This window comes from Bradyrhizobium sp. WSM3983 (genome assembly GCF_000473045.1).
In the GTDB taxonomy this organism is placed as follows: Bacteria; Pseudomonadota; Alphaproteobacteria; order Rhizobiales; family Xanthobacteraceae; genus Bradyrhizobium.
Window position 1 is genome coordinate 146,742 of the sequence record NZ_KI421489.1, and the last position, 26,986, is coordinate 173,727.

The 26,986-nt window shown below is 63.6% G+C and carries 28 protein-coding genes; 12 read left to right on the plus strand and 16 right to left on the minus strand.

Features of this window, described 5'->3' with window-relative positions:
• The first annotated feature begins 49 nt into the window (after positions 1-49).
• Together YUA_RS46700 and YUA_RS0141465 are read left to right on the plus strand one after the other, a co-directional pair.
• Positions 50-1,177 carry a DUF262 domain-containing protein gene (locus YUA_RS46700; RefSeq protein ID WP_027535902.1) on the plus strand — a complete coding sequence of 376 codons (1,128 nt, stop codon included), beginning with the start codon at positions 50-52 and terminating at the stop codon, positions 1,175-1,177.
• A complete protein-coding gene (locus YUA_RS0141465) occupies positions 1,174-2,637 on the plus strand; it encodes an ATP-dependent endonuclease (RefSeq protein ID WP_027535903.1) in 1,464 nt (487 codons plus the stop codon). The genes YUA_RS46700 and YUA_RS0141465 overlap by 4 nt, the downstream gene beginning before the upstream one ends.
• A 55-nt stretch (positions 2,638-2,692) precedes the next feature.
• On the opposite strand, the gene YUA_RS0141470 is transcribed toward YUA_RS0141465, so the two are convergent.
• From YUA_RS0141470 to YUA_RS0141480, 3 genes are all read right to left on the minus strand, one after another.
• Positions 2,693-2,971 carry a DUF1488 domain-containing protein gene (locus YUA_RS0141470; protein WP_027535904.1) on the minus strand — a complete coding sequence of 93 codons (279 nt, stop codon included), beginning with the start codon at positions 2,969-2,971 and terminating at the stop codon, positions 2,693-2,695.
• Between the two features lie 253 nt (positions 2,972-3,224).
• Positions 3,225-3,530: a hypothetical protein gene (locus YUA_RS0141475; RefSeq protein ID WP_027535905.1), complete on the minus strand. Its 306-nt coding sequence runs from the start codon at positions 3,528-3,530 to the stop codon at positions 3,225-3,227.
• Positions 3,523-3,789, minus strand: coding sequence for a hypothetical protein (locus YUA_RS0141480; RefSeq protein ID WP_027535906.1), 267 nt, complete (start codon positions 3,787-3,789; stop codon positions 3,523-3,525). The genes YUA_RS0141475 and YUA_RS0141480 overlap by 8 nt, the downstream gene beginning before the upstream one ends.
• A gap of 215 nt (positions 3,790-4,004) precedes the next feature.
• Here YUA_RS0141480 and YUA_RS52455 point away from each other — a divergent pair, with 215 nt between their 5' ends.
• The 3 genes from YUA_RS52455 to YUA_RS0141495 all read left to right on the plus strand — a co-directional run bounded on the left by YUA_RS52455 (position 4,005) and on the right by YUA_RS0141495 (position 6,386).
• Positions 4,005-4,139: a hypothetical protein gene (locus tag YUA_RS52455; RefSeq protein ID WP_256375430.1), complete on the plus strand. Its 135-nt coding sequence runs from the start codon at positions 4,005-4,007 to the stop codon at positions 4,137-4,139.
• A 269-nt stretch (positions 4,140-4,408) separates the two neighbouring features.
• Positions 4,409-5,743 (plus strand): DUF2235 domain-containing protein, encoded by a 1,335-nt coding sequence (locus YUA_RS0141490; protein WP_027535907.1) that lies wholly within the window; start codon positions 4,409-4,411, stop codon positions 5,741-5,743.
• Positions 5,744-6,140: 397 nt separating this feature from the next.
• Positions 6,141-6,386: a PilZ domain-containing protein gene (locus YUA_RS0141495; protein WP_027535908.1), complete on the plus strand. Its 246-nt coding sequence runs from the start codon at positions 6,141-6,143 to the stop codon at positions 6,384-6,386.
• A gap of 176 nt (positions 6,387-6,562) precedes the next feature.
• On the opposite strand, the gene YUA_RS0141500 is transcribed toward YUA_RS0141495, so the two are convergent.
• Entirely contained in the window at positions 6,563-6,970 is a 408-nt protein-coding gene (locus YUA_RS0141500) for a hypothetical protein (RefSeq protein ID WP_027535909.1), read from the minus strand.
• 364 nt (positions 6,971-7,334) lie between these two features.
• The gene (locus tag YUA_RS0141505; protein ID WP_027535910.1) at positions 7,335-8,135 is read right to left on the minus strand and encodes a fumarylacetoacetate hydrolase family protein; all 801 of its coding nucleotides are present in this window, start codon (positions 8,133-8,135) and stop codon (positions 7,335-7,337) included.
• Between the two features lie 45 nt (positions 8,136-8,180).
• Between YUA_RS0141505 and YUA_RS0141510 the strand changes: the two genes are divergently transcribed.
• Complete coding sequence (locus YUA_RS0141510; protein WP_245285396.1) at positions 8,181-9,785, plus strand: hypothetical protein; 1,605 nt, start codon at positions 8,181-8,183, stop codon at positions 9,783-9,785.
• A gap of 6 nt (positions 9,786-9,791) precedes the next feature.
• On the opposite strand, the gene YUA_RS0141515 is transcribed toward YUA_RS0141510, so the two are convergent.
• Positions 9,792-11,093 (minus strand): MFS transporter, encoded by a 1,302-nt coding sequence (locus YUA_RS0141515; RefSeq protein ID WP_027535912.1) that lies wholly within the window; start codon positions 11,091-11,093, stop codon positions 9,792-9,794.
• Between the two features lie 215 nt (positions 11,094-11,308).
• On the opposite strand from YUA_RS0141515, the gene YUA_RS0141520 reads away from it, so the two are divergent.
• From YUA_RS0141520 to YUA_RS0141530, 3 genes are read left to right on the plus strand one after another with little or no spacing between them, the layout of a single operon-like run.
• Positions 11,309-12,523 (plus strand): ABC transporter substrate-binding protein, encoded by a 1,215-nt coding sequence (locus YUA_RS0141520; RefSeq protein WP_027535913.1) that lies wholly within the window; start codon positions 11,309-11,311, stop codon positions 12,521-12,523.
• 7 nt (positions 12,524-12,530) lie between these two features.
• Positions 12,531-14,264, plus strand: a complete 1,734-nt coding sequence (locus tag YUA_RS0141525) for an FAD-dependent oxidoreductase (RefSeq protein WP_027535914.1) — start codon at positions 12,531-12,533, stop codon at positions 14,262-14,264.
• Between the two features lie 19 nt (positions 14,265-14,283).
• Positions 14,284-15,078 carry an IclR family transcriptional regulator gene (locus YUA_RS0141530; RefSeq protein WP_027535915.1) on the plus strand — a complete coding sequence of 265 codons (795 nt, stop codon included), beginning with the start codon at positions 14,284-14,286 and terminating at the stop codon, positions 15,076-15,078.
• A 3-nt stretch (positions 15,079-15,081) separates the two neighbouring features.
• On the opposite strand, the gene YUA_RS0141535 is transcribed toward YUA_RS0141530, so the two are convergent.
• The 10 genes from YUA_RS0141535 to YUA_RS0141580 form a co-directional block, all read right to left on the minus strand.
• Entirely contained in the window at positions 15,082-15,864 is a 783-nt protein-coding gene (locus tag YUA_RS0141535) for an SDR family NAD(P)-dependent oxidoreductase (RefSeq protein ID WP_027535916.1), read from the minus strand.
• 57 nt (positions 15,865-15,921) lie between these two features.
• Positions 15,922-16,512, minus strand: a complete 591-nt coding sequence (locus tag YUA_RS0141540) for a thiamine pyrophosphate-dependent enzyme (RefSeq protein ID WP_027535917.1) — start codon at positions 16,510-16,512, stop codon at positions 15,922-15,924.
• A gap of 5 nt (positions 16,513-16,517) precedes the next feature.
• Positions 16,518-17,060 (minus strand): thiamine pyrophosphate-binding protein, encoded by a 543-nt coding sequence (locus tag YUA_RS0141545; RefSeq protein ID WP_027535918.1) that lies wholly within the window; start codon positions 17,058-17,060, stop codon positions 16,518-16,520.
• Between the two features lie 326 nt (positions 17,061-17,386).
• A complete protein-coding gene (locus YUA_RS0141550) occupies positions 17,387-18,091 on the minus strand; it encodes a GntR family transcriptional regulator (RefSeq protein ID WP_245285397.1) in 705 nt (234 codons plus the stop codon).
• A 101-nt stretch (positions 18,092-18,192) separates the two neighbouring features.
• The gene (locus YUA_RS0141555; protein ID WP_027535920.1) at positions 18,193-18,936 is read right to left on the minus strand and encodes an aspartate/glutamate racemase family protein; all 744 of its coding nucleotides are present in this window, start codon (positions 18,934-18,936) and stop codon (positions 18,193-18,195) included.
• 9 nt (positions 18,937-18,945) lie between these two features.
• Positions 18,946-20,211, minus strand: coding sequence for an FAD-binding oxidoreductase (locus YUA_RS0141560; protein WP_027535921.1), 1,266 nt, complete (start codon positions 20,209-20,211; stop codon positions 18,946-18,948).
• Positions 20,212-20,214: 3 nt separating this feature from the next.
• Positions 20,215-21,876 (minus strand): thiamine pyrophosphate-binding protein, encoded by a 1,662-nt coding sequence (locus tag YUA_RS0141565; protein WP_027535922.1) that lies wholly within the window; start codon positions 21,874-21,876, stop codon positions 20,215-20,217.
• On the minus strand, positions 21,873-23,099 hold the full coding sequence (locus YUA_RS0141570; RefSeq protein WP_027535923.1) for a pyridoxal phosphate-dependent aminotransferase: 1,227 nt from the start codon (positions 23,097-23,099) through the stop codon (positions 21,873-21,875). The genes YUA_RS0141565 and YUA_RS0141570 overlap by 4 nt, the downstream gene beginning before the upstream one ends.
• 10 nt (positions 23,100-23,109) lie before the next feature.
• Positions 23,110-23,463 carry a RidA family protein gene (locus YUA_RS0141575; protein WP_027535924.1) on the minus strand — a complete coding sequence of 118 codons (354 nt, stop codon included), beginning with the start codon at positions 23,461-23,463 and terminating at the stop codon, positions 23,110-23,112.
• Positions 23,464-23,480: 17 nt separating this feature from the next.
• Positions 23,481-24,398: an NAD(P)-dependent oxidoreductase gene (locus tag YUA_RS0141580; RefSeq protein WP_027535925.1), complete on the minus strand. Its 918-nt coding sequence runs from the start codon at positions 24,396-24,398 to the stop codon at positions 23,481-23,483.
• Positions 24,399-24,635: 237 nt separating this feature from the next.
• Between YUA_RS0141580 and YUA_RS0141585 the strand changes: the two genes are divergently transcribed.
• The 3 genes from YUA_RS0141585 to YUA_RS0141595 are packed head-to-tail and all read left to right on the plus strand — an operon-like array spanning position 24,636 to position 26,896.
• On the plus strand, positions 24,636-25,472 hold the full coding sequence (locus YUA_RS0141585; protein WP_027535926.1) for a transporter substrate-binding domain-containing protein: 837 nt from the start codon (positions 24,636-24,638) through the stop codon (positions 25,470-25,472).
• Positions 25,473-25,478: 6 nt separating this feature from the next.
• Positions 25,479-26,141 carry an amino acid ABC transporter permease gene (locus YUA_RS0141590; RefSeq protein ID WP_035973098.1) on the plus strand — a complete coding sequence of 221 codons (663 nt, stop codon included), beginning with the start codon at positions 25,479-25,481 and terminating at the stop codon, positions 26,139-26,141.
• Entirely contained in the window at positions 26,138-26,896 is a 759-nt protein-coding gene (locus tag YUA_RS0141595) for an amino acid ABC transporter ATP-binding protein (protein WP_027535928.1), read from the plus strand. Before YUA_RS0141590 ends, YUA_RS0141595 begins: the two co-directional genes overlap by 4 nt.
• The last annotated feature ends 90 nt before the right edge of the window (positions 26,897-26,986 follow it).

Sequence of the window (26,986 nt, forward strand, 5' to 3'; positions counted from 1 at the left end):
CCGTCGAATCATGAGCTGATATCGTTCCCGCAGAGGTAGAGAGCTTTAGATGAAATTGACCCCTTGGGAGCCAGATCTAAAAACAGTCGTCGAAAGAATCGAGAGCGGGGACATCGATCTTCAACCCGATTTTCAACGCCAAGAAATCTGGTCGCCCGCAAAGAAGCGGCGCCTGATCGATACCGTCCTCAGAGGATGGTCCATCCCCCCCGTTTTCCTCGTCGTGACAAAGGATGGGCGAATGGAAGTGCTGGATGGCCAACAGCGCCTCGCAGCTCTCAGAGACTTTGTTCGCAATGATTTCTCCGTGGACGGAAATATCACGCCTCCGGATTCTCGCATCCAGTCCTTGGATGGAGCTTACTACAGGAGATTGAGCCCCGCCGATAAAAGGCTGTTGGATCAATATACGCTGCGATGCTTTCGAATTACCGACTACCTGCCCGATGAGCCAAGCGAACTATTTTATCGGCTGAACCAGCCAAGCATGTTAACGGCCGGTGAACAGCGCAACGCCTTTTATGGTCCAGCACGAGAAGAGCTGAAGGACCTAGTCAAGCGGTTCGAAGAGGGCGACAACAACAAAAAGACGATCGGCTTCTCAAATGCGCGGCTCGCCTACGACGACATAGTCGCGCGTCTCTTGATATTTCTGGAGGCAAAGACGTTTGCGACTAAGAGCACAGAAGCCTTAGTCTCGCAGCGCTTCAAGGAAAGATCAGGATTTTCGCCTGACATTCTGGAGCGAGCCGGAAAAAGCATAAACTTCTTCTCTCACTCGCGGGACAGAGCCACCGCCGTCCGCCTTAACAAAGCAAGCACCCTTAGCTGGCTGCTATTCTTCGCTCGCTTCGACAGAGTCGAACCGAATCTTGATTATATGACTTACTTCGTACAGTCCGCATCAAGTACATCGGCACGCAACTTCGTCCCAGAAGCATATGCGGTTTTTCAGAACCGAGCGAGTCTTCGTGTGACTGACGTGTCCTCTGTCGTCTATCGTGACGCTTCGCTTTGGTTTGTTTATTTGTTTTCCGGTGACCGACTACTCCCTAGCAGTGTCGACAGATCTACTCTTGACGCGATTCGAGGCGATTTACTCTCGAAGGACGACGTTACATTCGAATATTCGCTTAGCCAGCGTTTGAATCTTGAGCGCTGGAGCAAGCTACCATGAGGGCTGCACGTGTAGCGGACTATAAGCGGCGCATACGCGAGCGGGCATCGCAATGGCCCTTGCAATTGCGGCGGTTCTCTTTCGAGGAAATCCCGACGCTCGGCAGTGGCGAAATTCCGCTGACCTTGCCTTTGGTAATAATTGCGGGCCCCAACGGAGTTGGCAAAACAACCATACTTCGCTCGGTATGGGCCGCAGCGGCGCCGACACAGGTGATTCAAGACGCCCCGACCAGCCTCAAATTGAGTGCGGGTCGCGCAATCCTGGCCTATCGAAGCAAAGATTCCGATCAGACTTGCGAAGTAACATTTGGTGCCAGTTCATCGTCAGCAGCAAGCCCTCTGGAGGTCGATGTAGTTCACATCGATGCTGCCGCAGAAACGAAGATTCATCAAAAAGAGTTCGCAAGCTTTCAGGACGTAAACGACATCATCAACGGTGTCGGCTCACGCACCGTCGACGAAAAAACACTTGTCGAGATCAACTACATCAGTCGGCGCGACTATCGCGAGATAAAGGTGTACGAGATCGAAAGTGATAGCGGGATCATCCCATTCTTCGAAGTCTCATACGGGAACAATCGCTACGACAGCCGGACGATGGGAGCAGGCGAGCTCGCAATACTATACCTTTGGTGGACAATCGATCGCGTTTCGGAGAACACCCTACTACTGATTGAGGAGCCAGAAACCAACCTCTCGGCGGCATCGCAAGAAACGTTTAGCTACTTTCTGCTCGGAGCCACAGTCGAGAAGCATCTTAGTGTAATAGTGACTAGTCATTCTCCAAAGGTCATCAATAGCTACGGTGAAGAGCACCACGTCTTTCTTTTTCGTGAGGGTGCAAATGTTCGGGTTATCGAATCGACCCCTCCTCCAGTTTTGCTCTCGATGCTCGGGATCGAGCCTCAGGTCGATATCGTAGTTCTGGTGGAAGATTTGGCGGCTGAATGGTTTGTCCGCCAAATTCTCGAGAGGCATAAGCCGGGGCTTTCTCGCCGTATCGAAACAAGCGTGAGAAACGGCGACGGAAATATTATCAAGCTGCTTGAACGCATCGGCACCCCGTTTTCCGCTGTCAAGATTGTCGGCCTGTTTGATGGCGATTTGCGAGGTAAGCTTCCCGAAGGACTTGAAGCAGTGTCGACGTTTCTTCCCGGAGATAAGCCAATCGAGCGCGTCTTTCGTGAAATCGTGCAAGGAGATCCCAAAGCACTGGAAGCCGTAAGCGGTTCACAGGACATTGGGCCAATTCTTTTTGGCCTCCAGGGCGCTGAACAGCACGACTGGTATTCGAAACTTAGCGACCACTTGGGCCTGTCAAAAGCTCAACTGTTTCCGATGCTATTCCAACTGTGGGAGAGACAGCCCGGCAACAATGAAAGCGCACTTGAAATGTTGCAATATCTCATTGCGCTAATCGCCCAACAAGCAGCCAAGAAGCCGCCCCCTGCGGAGTAGAATTCCAGATCCGAACTGAGCTTGCTAGCCTTACATCATATACTGGGCCCGCCCCCTACCCCCGAAAATCAATGCTCCGCAGCACGATTCCCGGCGGGGTGCCCTCGAACTCCGTCGCGCGGTACTTGCTTGCCGCGCAGGCTTCGATGCGGTCGCGGAGGCGGGTGAACTGGGCTTCGCGCTGGTCGGGGCGGGCCTGCGGGCCGCGTTCGAGATAGTCCATCGCGGAGGTCGAGACCGCGCAGGCGATCTCCTTGCCTCCGTCCTGCATCGAGAACTGGACGATCCCGCGGTCCTGTTCGTGGCCGATGTAGCGGCCGCTGGTCAGTGTCATGGCTTACTCCTGTTGCGGTGCGCAACTAGCTCCAACGCCGTCGTCCCGGCCTCGTGCGCAATTGCGCCAGGGGGGGGCCGGGAACCATTACCCGGTCAGCGTTGTCGAAGCACGCTGTGGCACAAGCATCCGAAACAACTCACTTCGGTGGTTATGGGTCCCGGCGTTCGCCGGGACGACACCGATGTGCAGGCGAAGAGCGGTGCGGTTAACCTCTTTGTTCTCGGCCGTGCCTGGAGGACGCGCGCAACCGTCATTCGTCCCGGCCTTCTCCGCCGAGCCTTGCGAAATCGTCGAACAAAGCGGCCACCAGCGCGCGGTGGCGGGTGTCTTCGGTGGGCAGGCTGGCGGCATAGAGGTTGAGCAGGTGGCGCGCCTTCACCGCGGCCTCCGCCCACGAGGCGGCGGGCACCGACATCATGCGGTTTTCGAGATCGGCCTCGCGCTCGCGCAGCTCCCTGACATGGGTCTCGACCTCGGCCAGCGCGCGGCGCAGATCGGTCGCCTTCTGCGCGGCCATGCCGCGATGCTTGTCGAGATCGACCGGGATGTCAGTCATGGGCGGCGCTCGCGTCGGCGGCCCGCGCATCCGCAAGATCGACCGAGCCGATCGACAGAAGCTCGGTGGCGCCGCGCATGCCTTCGACCGGAACCGTGATCATGGTGGCGACGCGGCGCCAGACCGCAAACGACAGGCCGTCGATCGTCTCCTCGTCGGTGACGACGTCATAGGCGCCGGCCGGCAATTCGCGCGCGATGCCGCGGATGTGGAACGGATGCTTGAATGTCACGGTCTCGTGCCGCGAGCGGGTGGTCATGCGCGCCTGCCTTCCTGCGAGAGCGGCCCCAACCGACGCCAGCGATCGCGACCATGCGCTTCCCGCTTTGCAATAGCCAGCACTATCGTTGTCGCGGACGGCGCGCGCCGGGGCCGCAGCGCACACGCGTTTTAATCCTCGCCATCGGTCTGATGCGGGCGTACGCTCGCTCGCCAGCATCACGGCAAGTTTCGCTACCGCAGGAGACCGGCGACATGGCCAAGGGACAGCAACGCAGCAACCGCGAAGTCAAGAAGCCGAAGAAGGACAAAGCCAAGGTGATCGCCGCGGCCCCGAGCCGCAAGGACGCAGCCTGGCAGCCAGAGATCGGTCAGGGGAAGAAGAAGTAGGACGGCTGCGACGGAGCGTCGGAGACGCTTACCCTCCCCTGGAGGGGGAGGGTCGGCTCGCATTGAGCGCAGCGAAAATGCGAGCCGGGGTGGGATGACGGTCTCTCCGCGTTGAACAGTGCCCGTGTTGAGAGATCACCCCACCCCGCTCGCGCTTCGCGCGATCGACCCTCCCCCTCCAGGGGAGGGTAAGAAGAGCGCACGTGTCTCTTCTCCATCACGCTTTTCCGCTATACTCGCTCCGGTAGCATCACCGGGAGGGGCGTATCGTGGAGCACGAGCGCAAAAGCGAATTCAAGACCGAGCCGAAGAACCTCGTCATCTGCTGTGACGGCACCGGCAACGAGATCTCGGAGAACATCTCCAACGTCCTGAAGCTGTATCGCTGCCTGCGCAAGACCGAGAAGACGCAGCCGCGGCAGATGGTGTTCTACGATCCCGGCGTCGGCACGGTGACGGAGCCGTCGACGTGGAACAGGTGGAAGGCCAACATCAGGCTGGTGCTGGGCCTCGCCACCGGCTACGGGCTCGATGACAATGTGCTGTCAGCCTATTGCTTCCTGGTCGAGCATTATGCGCCGGGCGACAAGATCTATCTGTTCGGCTTCTCGCGCGGCGCTTATACCGTGCGGGTGCTGGCGGGGCTGATCCACAAGGTCGGCCTGATCTCGCCGGAGCAGGCGAACCTCGCGGGCTCAGGCCTCATCGCCTACAAGCAATATTCCGGGACCGGGCGCGGCAACGACATCGAGGACCTCAAGAATATCGCTGTCGATGACCAGGGGCCGCTGCCGAAGGACGAATTCGACCTCGCCGCCCAGTTCGCGCGCATCACCTCCACGCGCTGGCCGACCATCCACTTCGTCGGCGTCTGGGACACCGTGGCGAGCGTGATCGTGCCGCGGCGCGACGTTTTCTTCCTCGTGTTCAGCCTGGAGGAGCTCGCCTTCACGCTGCGCAATCCGAGCGTCAACATCTTCCGCCAGGCGATCGCGATCGACGAGCGGCGCTGCATGTTCCGCCTCAAGGCGTACGACGAGCCGCAGGAGTTCTGGCGCAACCGCTACGTTCCCGACGAGAAGAAAGTGCCGCAGGACGTTCTGCAGGTGTGGTTCGCCGGCGTGCATTGCGACGTCGGCGGCGGCTATCCGGAGGCCGAGAGCGCGGAATCGAAATATCCGCTGATCTGGATGATCGAGGAGGCGACGAAGGCGGGGCTGAACTTCAACCCGCGCACCGTGAACCAGCTCGCCTGGGGCGTGCAGCGCAAGGCCTCGCCGTTCAGCTATGTCGCGCCCGCCTTCACCGGCAAGGCGGGCATGCTGCACAATTCGATGAGCGCGGCCTGGCGCGTGCTGGAATTCTTGCCGAAGAGCGCGACGTACAAGGAATGGCCGGAGCGAAAAGTGTTTCTGGGCCGCTACATCCCCGATTGCGAACCGCGCCTGATCCCCGAAGGCGCGCATGTGCATGAGAGCGTCGTGCGGAGGATGGCGGTGGAGCCGGATTATCGGCCGGTGAATCTGCCGAAGGAATTTGTGACCGTGCCGATGCCGGTGGGGGTGGGGGCTGGGGTCGAGGCGGAGGAGATCGTGACGGGGTGATGGTGGGCGTGGAGGCAGCATCGCGCCACATCATCGATGTCGTCCCGGCGAAGGCCGGGACCCATACCCCCAGGGAGATGTTTGGCGAAGACTGGTCGTTTGGTACTTCTGCTTCCCACAGCCGAGGGATCACGCGGTATGGGTCCCGGCCTTCGCCGGGACGACAGCGGAGTTTGGGGCCGCAGCGGTGCACCGCCAGCCCACCCCACTACCGCCGTTTTCTCCAATCGCCGCTACTTTTCATTAAAATTCTCAAGCCCGCCTTAGCCTGATCGCATCAACTCTTCCGCCATCATCCCCGCCCAAGCCCACCGCGCCTTGTCTGGGCATGATCTTATCGGAAAACCGCTTCGCACTTTTCCGGATCATGCCGCCGCGGTATTGGAGGAGAGTGCCAATGCATCCGCGCCGACATGCCCGTGTCAAACCCGCCGGCCTGGTGTCCCGCCAGGCCAAGATCATCACCGACCCGCGCGCGCCGGTCATCGTCTGCACGCTGATCGACTATTCGCCGGGCGGGGCCTGCGTCGATCTCGGCGGGCAGGTGAAGATCCCCGACCGGTTCGAGCTGCTGCATGTCAACACCAAGAAACGCTGCCGCGTGGCGTGGAAGCGGGGGACGAAGGTGGGCGTGGTGTTTTAGGATTCTTGCTTACCCTCCCCTGGAGGGGGAGGGTCGGCTCGTATGAGCGCAGCGAAATATGAGACGGGGTGGGGTGACAGTCTCTCACCGATGAACACTGCCCGCGTGGAGAGATCACCCCGCCCCGCTCGCGCTTCGCGCGATCGACCCTCCCCCTCCAGGGGAGGGTGAGAAAGCTACACCCGCATTCGCGCCTTTGCCCCCGCGACGATCTGCATCGCCACGCCGGCGATCCATCCGACCAGCACCAGCCAGGTCAGCGCGTCGTGCGGCTCGAGCCGGAGCACGATGACGGCGACTGACGCAAGCGAGGCGAGCGTGGCACAAAGCGTGCCGGCGGAGCTCAAAAATTCCGCGGCGTCGATCTGGCTGTGCGCCTCATCAAAAGGCTGCTGCGGCGTGTCGATGCCGAGGTAGAAGCCGATGACGCCGAGCAGCATCATCAGCAGCAGGAAGCCTTGCGTGGTGAGCGAGGCGATCGCCGATCCGACATAGGCGCCGACGAACAACCCGCACGCCGCGCCCGCCATCGCGAGGCCCAGGCGCTCGAACACGTGGGCAGTCTTGCGAACACGAAACCGCATGGCGGACCTCCGTGATGCCCCGGATCGGCGGAGGTTAGGCCAGTTTTGCGACGGGCGGAAGGTGAGGAGGGTTACGGATGCGTGAGGTGGATCTTTACCACCTCTCCCCGCATGCGGCAGGGCAATCGCATATGACTCGTTGCGGCGACCTGTGCGCACGCCTCGTCCTTCGAGACGGCGCTTACGCGCCTCCTCAGGATGAGGCTAACCAGCGTCAGTGNCCCTTTGAAACTGCTGCCGCATACTCCGCCCTCATCCTGAGGAGCCCGCCCAAAGCGGGCGTCTCGAAGGATGGCCGCAGGGACAAGTTTTCATATGCGATTGCCCTGCTCAAGCGGGGGAGAGGCGGAGAAAGCTGCCGCCACTACACGATCTTGATCGACATGTCCGGCAAGCCTTCGAGCTTGCACAGCAGCACGTCGCCCTTCACGACGGGGCCGACATTCTCCGGCGTGCCGGAATAGATGATGTCGCCGGCCTTCAGCTCGAACGCTTCCGAGAGCTTTGCGATCTGCTCGGCGACGCTCCAGATCATCTTGCCGAGATCCGAGCTCTGCTTCACGGTGCCGTTGATCGCGAGCGAAATCGCGCCCCTGTCGAAATGGCCGGTCTTGCTGGCCGGGTGGATCGGGCCGATCACCGCAGCGTGGTCGAAGCTCTTGCCGATCTCCCAGGGCTTCTTCTCCGCGGCCATGCCATTCTGGAGATCGCGCCGGGTCATGTCGAGGCCGAGAGCGTAACCATAGACATGGTCGAGCGCCTTATCGGCCGGGATGTTGGTGCCGCCGGATTTCAGCGCAGCGACGAGTTCGACCTCGTGATGGTAATTCTTGGTCAGCGACGGATAGGGATGATCGGCAACCTGACCGACTGCAACATTCTGAATAGCGTCCGTCGGTTTCTGGAAGAAGAATGGCGGCTCGCGGTTCGGATCCGAGCCGCGCTCGATCGCGTGCGCGGCATAGTTGCGGCCGATACAGTAGATGCGGCGGACCTGGAACACTTGGGTCTCGCCGACGATCGGGATCGTGACCATCGGCACCGGGAAGATAGGCTTCGGGCCGGCCTGTGCTGCGGCCGGCGTTGCGTCGGCGATCGTGGCTGCGGTCACCGCGGCGGCGCTTGCGAGCAGATCGCGTCGCGTGGGTGAGGAGGTCTTTTTCATGTCTTATACTCCCGGGGACGGTCATATGCGTCGGACCGACCGATAGTGGATCAGGCGAGTCCGAGCAACGTCTTTGGCCTCGATATCGCAGCGCATCTTGCGGATGGTGCGCTAGGATTGGTCATGCAGGCGACCGGGAGGAGCATTCGGAATGCGGCTGCGCACGCCATCCGTGCTGTCGGCGTCGCGCTGCTCGTCATCGCGGCCACGCCGAGGCCCGGCGGGGGCGCGGAGATCATCGCTCCCAAGAAGATGAGAGCGCTCGGCACGATCGACACCCGCTTCCAGTCCTACAATGTCGAAATGGTCGAGGTGACTGGCGGCCGGTTCTGGAAACCCTACGCGCAGGGAGACGGGCGCCGCGATCGCTACGCTTATCGACCGCCGCTCGATCTCGCCAACGCGCGCCTGCGCAAGCTCGCCGCAGCGCTAGGGCCGGCCTATTTGCGCGTGAGCGGCACCTGGGCGAATGCGACTTTCTTCGCCGACACGGACAGCACGCCGGCCGCACCGCCCGCCGGCTTCAACACCGTCCTCGGCCGCACGCAATGGCGCGGCGTCCTTGATTTCGCGCGCGCGGCCGATGCGGAAATCGTGACGTCTTTCGCCGTCAGTCCTGGCAGCCGCGACAGCGACGGCGCCTGGACGCCGGACCAGGCGCAGCGCCTCGTCGACTTTACGCGGTCGCTGGGCAGCCGCATCGCCGCCGCCGAGTTCATGAACGAGCCGACGCTGGCAGCGAACAATGGCGCGCCGGTTGGATATGACGCAAACGCATACGGCCGCGACTTCAAACTCTTTCGCGCCTGGATGAAGCGCGCGTCTCCCGAGACGTTGATCGCCGGGCCGGGCTCCGTCGGCGACGCCGCCCCGCCCTCGGCCACCGGCATCCACACTCGCGATCTGCTCGCTGCATCAGGCCCGGGACTCGATCGCATCTCCTATCATCACTACAACACGCTCTCGCCCCGCTGCGGCATGCACGACGATCCGGCCCGGGCGTTATCCGGGGACTGGTTTTCGCGGACCGACGTCGCGCTTGCCGTCTACCGCGGTTTGCGCGACGAGTTCGAGCCGGGCAAGCCGATCTGGTTGACGGAGACCGCGGATGCCGCCTGCGGCGGCAATCCCTGGGACGCGACCTTTCTCGACACCTTTCGCTATCTCGATCAGCTCGGTCGCCTGGCCAGAGCCGGCGCGCAGGTCGTGATGCACAACACGCTCGCAGGAAGCGACTACGGCATGCTCGACGAGAGGACGTTTCGACCACGGCCAAACTATTGGGCAGCGCTGCTCTGGCATCGCCTGATGGGAACGACCGTGCTCGACCCGCGCATGGCCTCGACGCGGGCCATTCACGCCTATGCGCATTGTCACCCCGCGACGAAAGGCGCGGCGTCCGCGCTCCTCATCAACACGTCCCAACATCGATCGCGCGCCGTGACGCTGGCGGTGCGCGCTGACCGCTACACGCTTCGGGCGCGCCGCCTGCAGAGCGCGAGCGTGCAATTGAACGGCACGACGCTTGCTTTGACCGACAGCGACAATCTACCCCGCCTTCCGCCGCGAACTGCACCGGCAGGTCAGATCCGCCTGCCGCCCGCCAGCATCACCTTTCTGGTGATGCAGAACGTGGCCGCCTGCCGTTGAGTGGCGTTAATTTTTCAGGCCGTCGCGCGCCGTCTCCGGCGCCATCAGCGTTGCGATGATCGTGATGATCGACAGCGCGATGATGTAGACCGACACCGCCCAATACGAGCCTGCCCATGCCAGCAGTGCAGTCGCAATCAGCGGCGAAAAGCCGCCGCTGAGCGCAGCCGCGACGTTGGCGCCCAGCGAAGCGCCGCTGTAGCGCACCTGGGTGCGGAACAGTTCCGGCATGAACGCGGCCTTCGGCCCGAACAACAGCGCATGTGTCAGCGTCATCGTGACCACGAGCGCGAGCGTGATCAGCACCGGATCTTTGGTGTCGAGGAACCAGAACAGCGGAAACGCCAGCGCCACCGAAAACACACCGCCGGCGAGATACAGCGCCTTGCGGCCAAAGATGTCCGACAGCCAGCCAGCGAGCGGCAGCGTCGCGAACTCGACAAGCGCGGCATAGACCACCGCATTCAGGATCACCTGACGCGGCAGGCCGAGCTTTGTCGTGGCATAGACAACAGTGAAAACGGTGAGGAGATAGGCGAGCCCGACTTCCGAGACCGTGATGCCGATCGCCAGCAGAAAGCTGCGCCAGTCGCGCCGCAGCAGCTCCATCACAGGCTGCGCCAGCACTTCCTTGCGCTCCACGACCTCCTTGAAGTGCGGCGTCTCCGCAAGCTTGAGTCGCACGATGAAGCCGACACCGACGAGCAAAATGCTGATCAGAAACGGCACGCGCCAGCCCCAGCTCAAAAAATCCGCCTCGGGCAATTGTGTCATCAGCCCGAAAATGCCGGTGGACGCGGCGACGCCGACGGGAAAGCCGATCTGTACCAGGCTGCCATAGAAGCCGCGGCGATTGCCGGCATGCTCGACCACCATGACGACCGCGCCGCTCCATTCGCCGCCGAGACCGATGCCCTGGATGAAGCGCAGGATGACGAGGAAAATCGGCGCCCAGACACCGATCTGGCTATAGGTCGGCAGGCAACCGATAAGGAAGGTGCCGAGCCCCATCGCGATCATGGTCGCGACCAGCATCTTCTTGCGTCCAAGCCGGTCGCCAAAATGCCCGATGATGGCGCCGCCGATCGGCCGCGCCACGAAGCCAACCGCGTAGGTCGAGAATGCCGCCAGCGTGCCGACGAAGGGATCGAAGCTCGGGAAGAACAGCTTGTTGAGCACGAGTGCGGCAGCCGTGCCGTAGATCAGAAAGTCGTACCATTCGATCGCGGTGCCGAGCGCACTCGCCCACACCACATGCGCCGTCGTCGACCTCTCCGCCGCGCCGGAGACCCCCATTGCTGCCGTCATTGCCACGTGCCCCAAGATTCCAGCGGGCATCATGGCCAATCGCGCAGAGGGTTGCAACTTGCGGAGGTGTTCGCTCTGCACAGGATCGCGATGCGAGATTTTAGCGCGACTGCATCAACCCTCTTATTCGCCATTGACAGATTAGTTCGTTAATATCTAATTTGTCACCAGAACGATCGGCCGCGCCAAGCGGCCCCTAAAGAGAGGGAACGACGATGAGAGGGCTTTTGGCCTGCGCCATGTTCGCGGCCATGGTTTCGGCTGCCATGACCACCGTTGCGAACGCGCAAGTCTCCGACGACGTGGTGCGGATCGGCGTGCTGACGGATCTGTCGAGTTGGGGACGTGACAACAGCGGACCGGGCTCGGTCGAGGCGGCCAAGATGGCGGTGGAGGAATTCGGCCCGACCGTGCTCGGCAAGCCGATCGAGATCATCAGCGCCGACCACCAGATGAAGACCGACGTCGGCGTCAATATCGTGCGCGGCTGGTTCGACAACGGCAAGGTCGACGCTGTCGTCGACATTCCCAATTCCGGCATTGCGATCGCCGTGCACAACATGGTGCGCGAGCGCAACAAGATCGCCCTGCTCTCCGGTCCCGGCGCGAGTTCGCTCACCGACGAGCTGTGCAGCCCGAATACCGTGCACTTCACTTACGACACCTACGCGCTGTCCAAGGTGACGGCCTCCGCCGTGATCAAGGAAGGCGGCAAATCCTGGTACTTCATCACTGCGGACTACGCCTTCGGCCAGCAGCTCGAAAAGGACGCCACGCGCTTCATCAACGAAATGGGCGGCAACGTGCTCGGCGGCGTCAAGCATCCGACCAACACCGCGGATTTCTCCTCCTTCGCGCTGCAGGCACAGAGCTCCAAGGCTGACGTCGTCGCCTTCGCCAATGCCGGCCAGGACACCGATAACGCCATCAAGCAATCCGGCGAGTTCGGCCTGGTTCAGGGCGGCCAGAAGCTCGTTGGCCTCCTGATGTTCGACACCGACGTGCACGCAATCGGGCTCAAGTCCGCGCAGGGCACCTATATGACCACGGCGTCGTACTGGAACATGGATGAGGCGACGCGTGCCTGGTCCAGGAAATTCTTTGCCCGCACCAATGTCATGCCGACCATGATCCACACTGGCGTCTACGGCTCGGTGCTGCATTATCTGAAAGGGATCAAGGCCGCCGGCACGGACGATCCGGCCAAGGTGATGGCCAAGATGCGCGAACTGCCGATCGAGGATACTTTCGTCCATGGCGGCAAGCTGCGCGAGGACGGCCGCGTCATCCGCGACATGTATCTGGCCAGGGTGAAGTCGCCCGAGCAGTCCAAGGAGCCCTGGGATTACCTGGAGATCATCAAGACCGTGAAGGGCGAGGACGCCTATCGCCCGGTCTCCGAATCCAAATGTCCGCTGCTGAAGAAGTGAGGACCAGATGACCGGCAACGAGCGCAACGCAAGCGAAACATACGAGTGCGATGTGCTCGTGGCCGGATCGGGTGCCTCCGGCATGTCGGCGGCTGTCACCGCGCGCTACCGCGGCCTCGACGTGCTGATCGTCGAGAAGGAGCCCCGCTTCGGCGGCACCACGGCCCGCTCGGGCGGCTGGCTGTGGATTCCGGGCACGTCGCTGGCGAAGGCCTATGGCATCGAGGAGACGCCGGAGCAGGCGCGCACCTATCTGCGGCACGAAGCCGGCAACAATTTTGACGCCGCGCGCGTCGATGCGTTTCTGAGCGCGGGCCCGGAAGCGGTCGATTTCTTTACCACCAAGACAGCGCTGCGCTTCGACATGCCGCTGGTATTCCCTGACTACCACGCCGAAGCGCCCGGCGGCACGCAGGGCGGCCGCTCCATGGTGACGCGGCCATTCGACGGCCGCGGGCTCGGCGAGCAGATCAAGACGCTCGGCATGCCGCTGCCCGAGCTCACCGTGTTCGGCATGATGCTCGGCTCCGGCAAGGAGATCATCCACTTCATGCGCGTGACGAAATCGCTGACATCCGCGGTCTACGTCGCAAAACGCCTGTCGCGGCATCTGATGGACGTGCTGCGCTACGGCCGCGGCATGACGTTGACCAACGGCAATGCCCTCGCCGGCCGCCTCGCGAAGTCCGCGCAGGATTTGAAGATTCCGATGTGGCTGTCCTCGCTGGTGCGCGAGCTGACGGTCGAGAACGGCACTGTCACTGGTGCGATCGTCTCGCGTGAAGGGCGGGACGTGCGCGTTCGCGCGCGGCAGGGCGTCGTGCTCGCCTGCGGCGGCTTTCCGCACGATGTCGAGCGGCGCAAAAAGATGTTTCCGCATGCACCAACCGGCACCGAGCATTTTTCGCCTGGCCCCACCGGCAACACCGGCGACGGCCTGCGCCTTGCCGAAAGCGCCGGCGGGCATGTCGAGGACCGCCTGCCAAACGCGGCGGCCTGGGTGCCGGTGTCGCTCACCACGCGCAAGGACGGGTCGAAGGGCGTGATGCCGCATTTCATCGACCGCGCCAAGCCCGGCGTGATCGCGGTGATGCGCGACGGCAAGCGCTTTGCCAATGAAGGCAATTCCTATCACGACTTCGTCCAGGCCATGATCAAGGCCGCAAAGCCCGGCGAGGAGATCGCGGCCTATCTCGTCTGCGATCACCAGACATTGCGCAAATACGGGCTCGGCTGCGTGCCGCCGTTCCCGATGCCGCTGGGCCACCACTTGAATACTGGCTATCTCATGCGCGGCGAGACGCTCGAAGCGCTCGCCGCAAAAGCCGGCATCGAGGCGAAGGCGTTCGCCGAAACCGTCAAGCAGTTCAATGCGACCGCGCCGCAGGGCCACGACGCCGCCTTCGGCAAAGGTTCAAAAGCCTATAACCGCTACCAGGGCGATTCGATGCACGGCCCGAATCCCTGCATCGCGCCGATCGGGAGCGGGCCGTTCTACGCCATCAAGATGGTGATCGGCGATCTCGGTACCTATGCCGGCATCGTCACCGACGAGAACGCGCGTGCGCTCGACGCCGAGGGCCGGGTGATTCCCGGGCTCTATGCCGCCGGCAACGACATGGCGAGCATCATGGGCGGCAATTATCCCGGCGCCGGCATCACGCTTGGGCCGGCGCTGACCTTCGGCTACATTGCCGGCCGTCATCTCGCTGACCGCGCCGCCAAGCACGACGCGGCGTAAGTGAGCGCATCGGAGGCGCATGAAGAGAGAAAGCCGCGGCATCCAGTCGATCGAGGTCGGCGGAGAATTGCTCCGTGCGCTCGCCAAAAGCGGCGAGCCGATGATGTTGCGCGATCTCGCGCGCGAAGCCGGCATGACACCGGCCAAGGCGCATCCTTATCTCGCCAGCTTCTCCCGCATCGGGCTGATCGAGCAGGACGAGACCACCGGCCGCTACGAGATCGGCGCGCTCGCGCTGGAACTCGGCCTGATCAGCCTGCGCCGCCTCTCCGGCGTCCGCATCGCCCAGCCGAAGATCGCGGCGCTCGCGAGCCAGATCGGGCATGCCGTCTCGCTCGCGGTCTGGGGCACACATGGACCGACCGTGGTGCAGCTCGAGGAGCCGGGCCAGCCCGTTCACATCGTGATGCGCGCAGGCTCGGTGATGGCGCTGCTGGAGACCGCCACGGGGCGCGCCTTCGCGGCGTTCCTGCCGGAAAAGACGATCAACGCCGCGCTTGAAAGCGGCCTCGACCGCCACGGCGTCGGCTACAATCCGAAGCGCACCGTGAAAGGCGCGAAAGTCGCCGAGATGCTCGCCGAGGTCCGCAAGCACGGCCTCGCCCGCGCGCTCGGCGATCCCCTGCCCGGCGTGAACGCGTTCTCCGCGCCGGTGTTCGATCATGCCGGCCATGTCGCGCTGGTCATCACCGCGATGGGGCCGGAGGGCACTTTTGATGCGCGCTGGGACAGCCCCATCGCCCACGCCTTGCGCGACTGCGCAGCCGGCATCTCGAAGCGGCTCGGCTACGGTATGACGATCGCGGCGGAGTGAAGGCTACTTGTCCTTCACCGGCACCGTGTAGTTCAGGATTAACCGACCGCCATCCGGATAGATCGTCTGCCCCGTGATGTAGGACGCATCGTCGCTCGCAAGGAACGCCACGACCGAGGCGACCTCGCTCGGCTCGCCGCCGCGGCCGGCCGGCGTGCGCGACATCACGGTCTTGCGGGCATCCTCGGATGTATAGATGGAGGACGCCACCATGTCGGTCAAAATCGTGCCCGGCCCGACCGCGACGACGCGGATGTTGTGCGAGGCGAGCGCGACGGCCGCGACGGAAGTCAGCTGCTTCATGCCGCCCTTGGACATCGCGTAAGTCGCAAGCGACGGGATCGCCAGCAGCGCGTTGACCGAGGACATGTTGATGATCACCCCGCCGCCGCTGCCTTGCGCGATCATCTGCTTCGCGGCCGCCTGCACGCCGAAGAACGCGCCCTTCAGATTGATGCCGATGATTTCGTCGAATTCCTCTTCGGAGATCTCGAGGATGTCCCGGTTGCGGGCAACGCCGGCATTGTTGACCATGATGTCAAGCCGGCCAAATTCGCGAACCGCAGTCGCAACCGCACGATCGACGTCCGCGCGCCGTGCGACGTGGCACGGCACGGCGTAGAGCTCGTTGGGCCGCCCCAGCTCGTTGACGGTCTTCTCGAGCTCATCGGTGTCGACGTCAGAGATGACTACCTTGACGCCATCGTCGAGGAAGCGCTTTGCGCAGGCCTTGCCGATGCCACGCGCTGCGCCGGTGATGACGGCAACCTTGCCGGATAGTTTCATGGGGCTCACTCCAGAATAGCTGCTCGCGGCAGACTGTCTTGGAGCGAGAACTCCGGATCAGGCCGCCGCAAAGCCGAGATGAGCACGGAACCGGTTCTTGATAAAGACGGCATCGCGCGAGGGCAGCGAGCGCGGCGGATTCTCGGCCAAAACCTTGATGACAAAAAGCCGCGGGCCATCGGCCCGCTCGGCGATCTGCGCCGCAAGGCGCTGCACGTCCTCGAGCGTCCGCAAGGTTCCGGTTGCAGTAAAGCCGCAGGCAACAGCGATCGCGGTGAGGTCGACGCCGCGGCCGGTGTGGCTCGCCTGCATCCCGGTCTCGCCAAAATGCTGGTTGTCGATCACGACGATGTCGAGATTGCGCGGTCGCGCGACGCCGATGGTGGCGATGCCGCCGAGACCCATCAACTGCTCACCGTCGCCGGTCAGCGCGAGGATGCGCTTGGAAGGCTGCGCCTGCGCGAGGCCAAGGCCGATCAACGCGGCGCCGCCCATGGCGCCCCAGAGATAAAAGTTGTCATCGCGGTCGCCGGTCGCATGCAGATCGTAGGTCGGCGAGCCCAGACCGGAGACGACCAGCGTATCCCCGCGATTCTTCAGGAGCGCCGCAACGGCAGCACGGCGATCGAGTTGGGAGGGAACGGACATCGACATCACCACTTCTTCTTGCCGATCAGGCGCTGCCCGATCAGAACCGCGATCTGCTGGTCGGACTCGTAGGCGAGCGAGGCTGCGGATTCGACGGTCTCGACCAGGTCCTCCGCCGTCTCTGCCCGCATCACTTTCAGACCGATCGCCTCCAGCGAAGGCTGCGTCGCCCGGCTCATCGGCACCTGCCAGGGATTGAACTCGGCCCATTCGCCGCGCATCGTCACCAGCATCAAGAGCGGAAAGCGGCCGATCGCCGACAGCGACAGCATGTTGATGCAATTGCCGACCCCGCTCGACTGCATCAGCAGCACGCTGCGCTGGCCACCGAGCCAGGCGCCCGCGGCAATCGCGATGCCCTCCTCTTCCGTCGTCAGCACGCTGGTGGTGACGTCGGGGTCGGCCGAAAACAGGCGGATCAGCTGGCTGTGGCCGGCATCCGGCACGTACGACATTTGCCGCACATCTGCGGCTTTCAGGACGCGATAGAGCTCGGACGGCCAGTCATCACTGCCGCGCGTGTCGGGATTGGGTTGGGGGCTATGCACCGCGTGTCTCCGTGAACTACGAGCGACACGCTAGCGATGTTCGGGGACGAAGGCTCTGACCGTCTGGCATAAGCAGGTATTGAAGGATTGTATAGCTGGCTTTTCGCTGTCCCTCGTGGGACCGAAGAACGATGCGCATTGCTGCGCCCTCTCCCCCTGCGGGAGAGGGCATCACCGCACGCTGATACAAACTCACTTGGGTGAGGGGTATCGCTCCGCGCGCTCACGCGAAGTTTTGCGCGCCGAGAGATACCCCTCATCCGGCGCTTCGCGCCACCTTCTCCCGCAAGGGGAGAAGGGAACGCACCGTCACTGCAGCTCGAAAGCTAGTTCGCCGCAGACCTTGCCGCCGCCGGCATATAGATCTGCGCGTAGCCTTCCTTGATCGCCGACGTGATGCGATCGAGGCGGCGGTCGATATGCTTCTCCAGCACCGAGACGCAGGCCTCTTCATTACGCGCCTTCAACCCTTCGACGACCGCACGGTGCTCGGCCTGGGTGTTGGAACGGTTGATGCTGTCCATGTCGATCCAGCGCACAAAGCGGATGCGGGCGTTGACGTTGCGCAAGACGCGCAGCATCTCGGCATTGTTCGACATGCCCATCAGCCGCTCATGGAAGGTCTCGTCGAGCTCGACGAGCTCCACCGATGAGCGATCTCCAGGATCGGGGCCGGTGGCTTCGAGGAATTTCAAGAGCGCGTCGATGTCCTCGTCCCTGGCGCGCTTGATGGCGAGGCGGACCGAGGCGATCTCGATCGATTTGCGCAGCTCGTAGAGATCGAAGATCTCGTGCGCGTCGAGCTCGCGGCAGAAAAAGCCCTTGCCCGGCGTGAAGCGCAGAAAGCCCTCGGTGTTGAGACGGTTAAGCGCTTCGCGCAGCGGCGTGCGGCTGACGCCAAGCCGCTTGGCCAGCTCGCCCTCGTTGAGCCGTTCGCCCGGCTTGAACTCATAGCTCACGGCCATCGCCTTGAGCTGTTCATAGACGCGATCGACGATACTATCGGAGGCCAGTTCCACGTTGCTCATCATCAACTGCATTCATAACCGAACACAGCCGAATATACCGGGCCTGCGGGAGCGATTGCAATCCAAACGAGGGCAGGGCTGTGAAGACCTCGCAACAGCCGGAATCAGGCGAAGACGCGCGGACGCAGCCCAGCATGAAACCAGGTGATCATGGAATAGATGTCATACACCGGCAATCCGACCTCGGCCTGCAACGCAGCCGCATAGGGCGGCATGTTGGTGCATTCGAGCACGATGGCGCCGACGTCAGGGTTCTCAGCCACCAGCTGCTTGCCGGCCTCGACCACGTCGCGCTCGGCTTGCGCCACGTCCATGTCGTCCTTCTCGGCCTTGATCAGGACGCGAAAAAACTCCTTGCCGTGCTCGGTGCCGACCAGCGGCGTATCGAGCGGCACGCCGGCGCCTTCGAGATGGGCCGGCGTCAGGGTCGAGCCCGATACCGTCACGAGACCGACGCGCTTGCCTGGCGGCAAGGTCGCCTGCACCCACGGCACCTGCATCAGCGACGAGGTCGCAACGGGAACGCCGACGGCCGCCGCGATCTCCTTCTGGAACAGCGAGAGGAAGCCGCAATTGGTGGTGATGGCCTCGGCGCCGAGCCGCACCAGATCCTTGGCCGCATCGATGAAGTCAGGCAGCAGGCCGGCCGCGCCCTTCAGCACCACCTTCTCCGGCGAAGCGCCGCTCACCACGCGATAGAGCACGGGGAATGGCCAGGTCGTGCCATTGCCCATGTCGCCGGGAATGCGGGGAAAGCGCGCTTCCAGCATCAGAATGCCGAGCGGCGCGCCGTAGATGGCCTTGCCGCCGCGGGCAATACGGGAGGACGAGCTGGCTGCAGTGGTCATGATGCGATCTCAGAGGAAGCGAGTGGGCGCGAACGGGGCGAGCGGTATTTCCGGCTGCTTGCCGCTCAGGAGCTGCGCGACGAGGCGGCCGGTGCGGGCCGAGCTGACCAGACCGATATGGCCGTGGCCGAAAGCGTAGACGATATCGCGCGAGGCGCGCGAATAGCCGATGCAGGGCCGTCCATCAGGCATGCTCGGCCGATGGCCAAACCAGGTTTTGATGCGCGAGGCCGGGATGTCCCTCGGCAGCTTTGGGAACATGCTGAGAAGGTTGTTGCGCAGGATCTCGGCGCGCTTCCAGTTCGGCTCGGCCTCGAGGCCGGCGATTTCGACGGTACCGGCGGCGCGCAGGCCCTTGTCGGTCCAGTTCACCACCATCTTCGCGTCAGACGCCATCATCGAGCCGCGCGGACCTGATTCCGGGTTCTCGATCATGACGTGATAGCCGCGCTCGGTCTCGAGCGGCAGCGGATCACCGACCGATGCGGTCAGCCGCTTCGAATGCGCGCCGGCCGCAACCACCGCTGCATCGCAGGGAATTTCACCGGTCTCGGTAAGGACGGCCACGAGCTTGTTGCCGGAAAGCTTGAGGCCCGTCGCTTTGGCGCGCACGAGCTTGGCACCGTTCGCCAGCGCGTGCTGAGCGAGCGCGGCAACATAGGCGCCGGGATCGCGGCAGCGGCCGGCCTCCTCCACCACCACGCCAAAGGTGTAGCGCGGATGCAGATCCGGCTCGCGCTGACGCATTTCGTCGGCGCTGAGCTCCAGCCATTCGACACCGACTTTCTTGCGCAGGCGCCAGCCGAGATCATTGTCGAAATTGCCGCGCGACGGGAACACATGCATCACGCCATTGCGCTCGACCAGCTCAGGCACGCCCGCTTCTTCCGCGAGCTTCCGGTGCAGCAGCGGCGCGTCCTTCAGGAGATCGCGCAGCGCGAAAGCCGTCTTCTCGACGCGCGCTTCGGTCCAGCCCGAGAGCAGGTATTTGATCAGCCAGGGCAGCGCCTTCGGCAGATACGACCAGCGGATCGCGAGCGGGCCGAGCGGGTCGATCAGATAGCCCGGCACCTTCTTCCAGATGCCCGGCTCGGCCGGCGGAATCACCGAATGCGATGACAGCCAGCCGGCATTGCCGTAGCTCGCCGCCTGTTCGCCACCGGGCTCGCCCGCGTCGATCAGCGTGACGCGATGACCCTCGCGCAGCGCCTCGATCGCGCTGATCACGCCGACCGCGCCGGCTCCGATGATGGCGACGTGGCGGCCTTCCGACATCGCTTACGCCTTCACCGCTGGGGCAAAGTCCTTGCCGACCGACATCGCCCTGGAATCGATGATGCAGTGGAGTATCGACGGCTTGCCGGAGGCCAACGCGCGCTCGAACGCCGGCGCGAACTCCTCGGTGCGCTCGACGCGCTCGCCATGGCCGCCGAACGCCTTCGCGTACATCGCGAAGTCGGGGTTCTTGAGCTGGGTGCCGACGACGCGACCGGGATAGTCGCGCTCCTGGTGCATGCGGATGGTGCCGTATTGCGAATTGTCGACGACGATCACGATCAGTGGCGCGTCATACTGCACGGCGGTCGCGAACTCCTGGCCGTTCATCAGGAAGCAGCCGTCACCGGCGAAGGCAACAACGACGCGATCCGGATATTGCCGCTTCGCCAGCACGCCCGCCGGCACTCCATAGCCCATCGAGCCCGAGGTCGGCGCGAGCTGCGCGGCAAAGCTGTGAAAGCGGTGATGGCGATGGATCCAGCCGGCATAATTGCCGGCGCCGTTGCAGACGATCGCGTCCTTTGGCAGGCGGTCGCGCAGCCAGGTCATGACCTGGCCATACTGGAACGTGCCCGGCAGCTCGCGCGCCTTGTCGGTCCACGCGAGATAATCGGCATGCGCTTTGGCGGCCTCGCCCTTCCAAGCGACAGCGCCGGCAGGCTTCAGCGTCTCGACGGCGGCGGCGAATGCGGCAGGCGTCGCCTGGATCGCAAGCGCCGGCTGATAGATGCGACCAAGCTCTTCCGAGCCCGGATGCACGTGGATCAGCTTCTGCTTCGGCGTCGGAATGTCGAACAGCGTATAGGACGACGACGGCATCTCCGACATGCGGCCGCCGATCAGCAGGATGACATCGGCATTATCGATACGCGCCTTCAGGCCCGGGCTCGGCCCGATGCCGAGATCGCCGGCATAGTGCGAATGATCAGCGTCGATCAGCGACGCACGGCGGAACGAGGTCGCGACCGGCAGGTCGAACCGTTCGGCGAAGCGCGCGATGCTCTTGGTGGCGTCATCGGTCCAGCGCGAGCCGCCGAGGATGACCAGCGGCGCCTTGGCGCTGGCAAGCATCGCACTGACCTGCTCGAGATCAGCGGGAGCGGGCCAGCTCACCGCCGGCTCGATGCGCATGGCGTCGGCAACGGCGGCGGTCTCGGTCAGCATGTTCTCCGGCAGTGCGATCACCACCGGACCCGGACGGCCCTGCATGGCGACGCGAAAGGCGCGCGCGACCAGCTCCGGAATGCGATCAGGGCGGTCGATCTCGACGGCCCATTTCGCCATGGGGCCGAACACCGCCTTGTAGTCGAGCTCCTGGAACGCCTCGCGCTCGCGCATGCCGGTATCGACCTGGCCGACGAACAGGATCATTGGCGTGGAATCCTGCATCGCGATGTGGACACCGTGGCTGGCATTGGTCGCGCCGGGGCCGCGGGTGACGAAGCAGATTCCGGGGCGTCCGGTGAGTTTGCCATAGGCTTCCGCCATCATCGCAGCGCCGCCTTCCGCGCGGCAGATCACGACGTCGATCGGGCTGTCATGCAGCGCGTCGAGCGCCGCGAGATAGCTCTCGCCGGGCACGCAGGTGACGCGCTCGACGCCCTGGGCGACGAGCTGATCGATCAGGATCTGGCCCCCGGTGCGGGTGTTGCGAATGGTCATGACAGCTCCCTGCAGGCTTTGGCGATGCGCATCATGGCCTCGCGCAAGTTTTGTTCCGAGGTGGCGTAGGACAGGCGGAAATAAGGTGCAAGGCCGAAACAGCTGCCCGGCACCACGGCCACGTCATGCCTCTCCAGCAGGAAGCGGCAAAACGTAACGTCGCTGTCGATGGTGACGCCATCCGGCGCGCGGCGGCCGATCAGGCCGGCGCAGCTGGCATAGGTGTAGAACGCGCCTTCGGGCCGGCGGCAGGTAACGCCGTCGATGGCATTGAGCGCGTCGACCACGATGTCGCGGCGGCGCTGGAACGCGGCGCGGCGCTCGATCAGAACGTCCTGCGGTCCGGTCAGCGCGGCAATCGCGGCGGCCTGGCTCACCGAGGACGGATTGGTCGTGCTCTGGCTCTGCACCACCGCCATCGCCGCGATCAATTCGCGCGGGCCGCCGCCATAACCGACGCGCCAGCCGGTCATGGCGTAGGCCTTGGAGACGCCATTCACTGTCAGCGTGCGCGATTTCAGGCTCGGCTCAAGCGCCGCCGCGGTCACGAACGGCATGCCGTCGTAGATCAGGTGCTCGTAGATATCGTCGGCCATCAACCAGACGTGCGGATGGCGCTTGAGCACACCCAGGATCGGGCGCAGTTGCGCCGCGGAATAGGCCGCGCCGGTCGGATTGGACGGCGAGTTCAGCAGCAGCCAGCGCGTCTTCGGCGTGATCGCGCGTTCGAGATCGGCGGCATCGAGGCGAAAGCCGTTGTCCTCGCGGCAGAGCACGTCGACCGGCGTGCCGTCGGCGATACGCACCATGTCGGCGTAGCTGGTCCAATAAGGTGCAGCGAGGATGACCTCGTCGCCGGGACTCAGCGTCGCCATGAAGGCGTTGTGGATTACCTGCTTGGCGCCGGCGCCGGCAGTGATCTCGTCGGCGGCATAGACGAGATCGTTTTCGCGCCGGAATTTTTGGGCAATCGCCGCCTTCAATTCCGGCGTGCCGTCGAGGATGGTGTATTTGGTCTGGCCGGCGCGGATGGCGCGCTCGGCCGCGTCCTTGGCATGGTCAGGCGTGTCGAAATCCGGCTCGCCGGCGCCGAGCACGATCACCGGCCGCCCTTCGCGTTTGAGCCGCTGCGCGACCGCGCCGATCTTCAAAATCTCGGAGACGCCGATCGCGCTGATGCGCTGGGCGGGGCGGAAGGTCGATGCGGGAGCCTGGACGGTCACGGCCGAGCCCTTACTTGCGCGCGGCGATCGCGATCACTTCGATACGGAAGGCGGGATCGGCGAGTTCGACCTTGCCACAGGCGCGGGTCGGCGTGTTATCAGGCACGACCCAGGCATCATAGACCGCGTTCATCGCGTCGAAATCGTCCATGGTTTTGAGCCAGACCTGCACGCTGAGCAGCCGCGACTTGTCGGTGCCGGCGCGCGCCAGCATGTCGTCGACTTTCGCCAATGCTTCGCGGGTCTGCTGGCTGATGTCGGCGGTCTTGGTGTCCGCCACTTGTCCTGCGAGGAAAACGAGATCGCCGAACACGGAAGCGCGGCTGCGGCGAGCGTTCTGGTCGATGCGGGTGATATCCGACATGGGATGTCCTTATGTCCTTACTTGCCGGTGGCGATGATGCGGCGGCAGTGATCGAGCGCCGCACCAATGAGGTTGTCGCTGGCCTCGGGCGTGCGGAACGCCGAGTGCGCCGACAGCGTCACGTTCGGCAGTTTTGTCAGGGCATGACCTGATGGCAGCGGCTCGACGGTGAAGACGTCGAGGCCGGCATGGGCAATATGGCCCGAGCGGAGCGCCTCTAACATCGCGTCCTCGTCGACGACAGCACCGCGCGCGGTGTTGATCAGAATGCTGCCGGGACGCATCTGCGCGATGCGCGCGCGCGACAGGAAACCCTTGGTCTCGTCGTTGAGCAAGAGATGCAGCGAGACGACATGGCTCTCGGCGAGCAGCTTCTCCAGCGACACGAACTCGACGCCCGGATGCGTCTTCGGCGTCCTGTTCCAGGCAATCACCTTCATGCCGCAGCCCGCCGCCATGCGCGCGGCTTCCGCAGCGATGCCGCCAAAACCGATCAGGCCGAGCGTCTTGCCGGTGAGCTGCACGGCGTCGCGACGCAACCAATTGCCCTCGCGCATGCCACGGTCCATCTCGCCAAAACCCTTGGCGGAGGCCCACATCAACGCGATCGCGCATTCGGCCACGGCGGTGTCGCCATAACCCTTGATCGTGTGCACGGAGATGCCGCGCTCAGCGAGCTCTTCCGGATTCATGTAGCTGCGCGCGCCGGTGCCGAGGAAGACGACATGCTTCAGCGCCTTGCACGTCGCGGCAATGGCACTCGGCACGGCGGTGTGATCGACGATCATGATCTCGGCATCGCCGAGCAGGCCGGGCAATTCATCGGGCTTGATCGAGGGATTGCGGTTGATGTCGACAGGCAGACCCTGGGAGCGCAGCAGCTTGTCGGTCACCGCCGCCAGGGTCTCGTTCGCATCGACGAATAGGGCGCGCACAGGCCTCTCCTTCAGCACACTTCAATATTGCGTTCAGTCTTGTATTCAGTTTTGAATGCGATTTGCAATCCTTGGCTTTCAGGAATTTTGCGCAATCCTGCCAAGATATTGGGCTCATTTCTGCCTTGCCGCTCAAACGGTCAGCAAATCGAAATACCGTATTGCATTTTATTCTGAATACAGAAATAGTCCAGTGGCCGGAGACGATCCGACCCAAATTCCAGGGAGACAGAGACCATGAATCGCAGGGACGCTCTCACTACTGTCGCGCTCGCGGGCGCCGCGATGGCCGCCGCAAGCGGCTCGGCCAAGGCCGACGCACCGACCTCCACGCTCGACCGCATCAAGAAGAATGGCGTGCTCCGGGTCGCCGTCATCGTCGGACAGGAGCCCTACTTCCACAAGGATCTCGCCACCAATGAATGGTCGGGCGCCTGCATCGAGATGGCCAAGGACATCGCCGGCAAGCTCGGCGCCAAGCTCGAGACGCTGGAATCGACCTGGGGCAACCAGATCCTCGACCTCCAGGCCGACAAGGTCGACCTCGCCTTCGCCGTGAACCCGACGCCGGAGCGCGCGCTGGTCATCGACTTCTCGACGCCGATCCTGGTGCACTCCTTCACCGTCATCACCAAGAAGGGCTTTGCCAAACCGCAGATTTGGGCCGATCTCAACAAGCCCGAGGTCAAGATCGCCGTCGATATCGGCTCGACCCATGAGACCATCGCGCGCCGCTACTGCCCGAAGGCGAACATCCTCGGCTTCAAGAACCGCGACGAGGCGATCCTTGCGGTCGCGACCGGCCGCGCCGACTGCAACGTCTCCCTCGCGGTGCTCTCGGTCTCGACCCTGAAGAAGAATCCGAGCCTCGGCGATCTCGCGATCCCGCGCCCGCTGCTGACGCTGCCGACCAACATGGGCATCCGCGCCGAGAGCGACCGCCGCTACAAGGACTTCCTCAGCGCCTGGGCCGACTACAACCGCTCGATGGGCCAGACCCGCGAATGGATGCTCAAAGGCTTCGAAGCGGTCGGCCTCACCGCCGACGATCTCCCGCCCGAAGTTCAGTTCTGATCGATCATGTATGTCTGGGACTTCGCGGCGCTCAAGCCGTATTGGGGCCTGATCTGGCAGGGGCTCCTGGTCACCCTGTTCTACACGGTGACCACGGTGGTCGCGGGTCTCGCCATCGGACTGTTCGTCGGCATCTTGCGCACGACGGCGCCGCGTTGGGTCACGGTGCCGTTGCGTCTCTATATCGAGATGTTTCGCTGTACGCCGCTGCTGGTGCAGCTGATCTGGGTCTACTACGCCCTGCCCGTCCTGATCGGCGTCGACATGTCGCCGGCGATGGCCTGCTTCATCGCGCTGTCGCTCTATGCCGGCTCATTCTACGCCGAAATCTTCCGCGGCGGCATCGAGGCCGTTGATACCGGCCAGTGGGAGGCCGGCCGTGCCATCGGCATGCGGCGCGGCAGGATTTTTCGCCGCATCGTGCTGCCGCAGGCGACCCAGGTGATGATCCCCTCCTTCATCAACCAGACCATCATGCAACTCAAGAACACCTCGCTGGTGTCGGTGGTCGCGGTCGGCGACCTGCTCTACCAGGGCACGGTCATCACCGCGTCGAGCTACAAGCCGCTCGAGGTCTACACCACGATCGCCGTGCTCTATTTCGTCGTGCTGTTCCCGCTGACGCTGGTCGCGGACCGGGTCGAGCTGAAGATGGGAGCGCATCGATGAACGCCCTGGCCGCAAACAACATCCACAAGGCGTTCGGCGACCATGAGGTGCTCAAGGGCGTCTCGCTCTCGGTCGCGCGCGGCGAGGTCGTCACCCTGATCGGCGCCTCCGGCTCCGGCAAGTCGACCTTCCTGCGCTGCCTCAACCTGCTCGAAATGCCGCAGCAGGGTGAGCTTGCGATCGGTACCCACACCTTCACTTTTGGCAAAGGCGTCCGCACCGCGGGCGATGCGCAACTCGCGCTGCTCCGCCGCAGCGTCGGCATGGTGTTCCAGCATTTTAACCTGTTCCCGCACATGTCGGTGCTATCAAACGTCACCGAGGGCCCCGTGCAAGTGAAAGGCATGGCGCGGTCTGAGGCCGACGCACTCGGCCGCGATCTCCTGGCAAAAGTCGGCCTCGCCGATAAAGCCGACGCGTTTCCGAGCCGGCTGTCCGGCGGCCAGAAGCAGCGCGTCGCCATCGCGCGTGCGCTCGCGATGAAACCCGACGTGATGCTGTTCGACGAGCCGACCTCGGCGCTCGATCCCGAGCTCGTTGGCGAAGTGCTCTCCGTCATCCGCGGCCTTGCCGCAGAAGGCATGACCATGGTGCTGGTCACCCATGAGATGGCCTTCGCTGCCGACGTCTCCACCCGCGTCGGCTTCATGAACGACGGCATCATGGCCGAGATCGGCACGCCGGACGAGACCATCCGCCAGCCGCGCAGCGAACGGCTGAAGGCGTTTTTGAGCCGATTTCACGAGACGCATTAGGGCGTCTGCGCCCTGAGCAAACCGGGATGCTGATATGCGCCCTGCCTTACGTGGAGCTTCCGGTGTTGACGCGGACTGATGCGGGTTTAA

What these genes read in the sequence shown, in the direction of transcription:
- YUA_RS46700 (WP_027535902.1), top strand. Translation starts at nt 50, where the DNA reads ATGAAATTGACCCCTTGGGAGCCAGATCTAAAAACAGTCGTCGAAAGA.
- YUA_RS0141465 (WP_027535903.1), top strand. Translation starts at nt 1,174, where the DNA reads ATGAGGGCTGCACGTGTAGCGGACTATAAGCGGCGCATACGCGAGCGG.
- YUA_RS0141470 (WP_027535904.1), bottom strand. Translation starts at nt 2,971, where the DNA reads ATGACACTGACCAGCGGCCGCTACATCGGCCACGAACAGGACCGCGGG.
- YUA_RS0141475 (WP_027535905.1), bottom strand. Translation starts at nt 3,530, where the DNA reads ATGACTGACATCCCGGTCGATCTCGACAAGCATCGCGGCATGGCCGCG.
- YUA_RS0141480 (WP_027535906.1), bottom strand. Translation starts at nt 3,789, where the DNA reads ATGACCACCCGCTCGCGGCACGAGACCGTGACATTCAAGCATCCGTTC.
- YUA_RS52455 (WP_256375430.1), top strand. Translation starts at nt 4,005, where the DNA reads ATGGCCAAGGGACAGCAACGCAGCAACCGCGAAGTCAAGAAGCCGAAG.
- YUA_RS0141495 (WP_027535908.1), top strand. Translation starts at nt 6,141, where the DNA reads ATGCATCCGCGCCGACATGCCCGTGTCAAACCCGCCGGCCTGGTGTCC.
- YUA_RS0141500 (WP_027535909.1), bottom strand. Translation starts at nt 6,970, where the DNA reads ATGCGGTTTCGTGTTCGCAAGACTGCCCACGTGTTCGAGCGCCTGGGC.
- YUA_RS0141505 (WP_027535910.1), bottom strand. Translation starts at nt 8,135, where the DNA reads ATGAAAAAGACCTCCTCACCCACGCGACGCGATCTGCTCGCAAGCGCC.
- YUA_RS0141515 (WP_027535912.1), bottom strand. Translation starts at nt 11,093, where the DNA reads ATGACGGCAGCAATGGGGGTCTCCGGCGCGGCGGAGAGGTCGACGACG.
- YUA_RS0141520 (WP_027535913.1), top strand. Translation starts at nt 11,309, where the DNA reads ATGAGAGGGCTTTTGGCCTGCGCCATGTTCGCGGCCATGGTTTCGGCT.
- YUA_RS0141525 (WP_027535914.1), top strand. Translation starts at nt 12,531, where the DNA reads ATGACCGGCAACGAGCGCAACGCAAGCGAAACATACGAGTGCGATGTG.
- YUA_RS0141530 (WP_027535915.1), top strand. Translation starts at nt 14,284, where the DNA reads ATGAAGAGAGAAAGCCGCGGCATCCAGTCGATCGAGGTCGGCGGAGAA.
- YUA_RS0141535 (WP_027535916.1), bottom strand. Translation starts at nt 15,864, where the DNA reads ATGAAACTATCCGGCAAGGTTGCCGTCATCACCGGCGCAGCGCGTGGC.
- YUA_RS0141540 (WP_027535917.1), bottom strand. Translation starts at nt 16,512, where the DNA reads ATGTCCGTTCCCTCCCAACTCGATCGCCGTGCTGCCGTTGCGGCGCTC.
- YUA_RS0141550 (WP_245285397.1), bottom strand. Translation starts at nt 18,091, where the DNA reads ATGATGAGCAACGTGGAACTGGCCTCCGATAGTATCGTCGATCGCGTC.
- YUA_RS0141555 (WP_027535920.1), bottom strand. Translation starts at nt 18,936, where the DNA reads ATGACCACTGCAGCCAGCTCGTCCTCCCGTATTGCCCGCGGCGGCAAG.
- YUA_RS0141560 (WP_027535921.1), bottom strand. Translation starts at nt 20,211, where the DNA reads ATGTCGGAAGGCCGCCACGTCGCCATCATCGGAGCCGGCGCGGTCGGC.
- YUA_RS0141565 (WP_027535922.1), bottom strand. Translation starts at nt 21,876, where the DNA reads ATGACCATTCGCAACACCCGCACCGGGGGCCAGATCCTGATCGATCAG.
- YUA_RS0141575 (WP_027535924.1), bottom strand. Translation starts at nt 23,463, where the DNA reads ATGTCGGATATCACCCGCATCGACCAGAACGCTCGCCGCAGCCGCGCT.
- YUA_RS0141585 (WP_027535926.1), top strand. Translation starts at nt 24,636, where the DNA reads ATGAATCGCAGGGACGCTCTCACTACTGTCGCGCTCGCGGGCGCCGCG.
- YUA_RS0141590 (WP_035973098.1), top strand. Translation starts at nt 25,479, where the DNA reads ATGTATGTCTGGGACTTCGCGGCGCTCAAGCCGTATTGGGGCCTGATC.
- YUA_RS0141595 (WP_027535928.1), top strand. Translation starts at nt 26,138, where the DNA reads ATGAACGCCCTGGCCGCAAACAACATCCACAAGGCGTTCGGCGACCAT.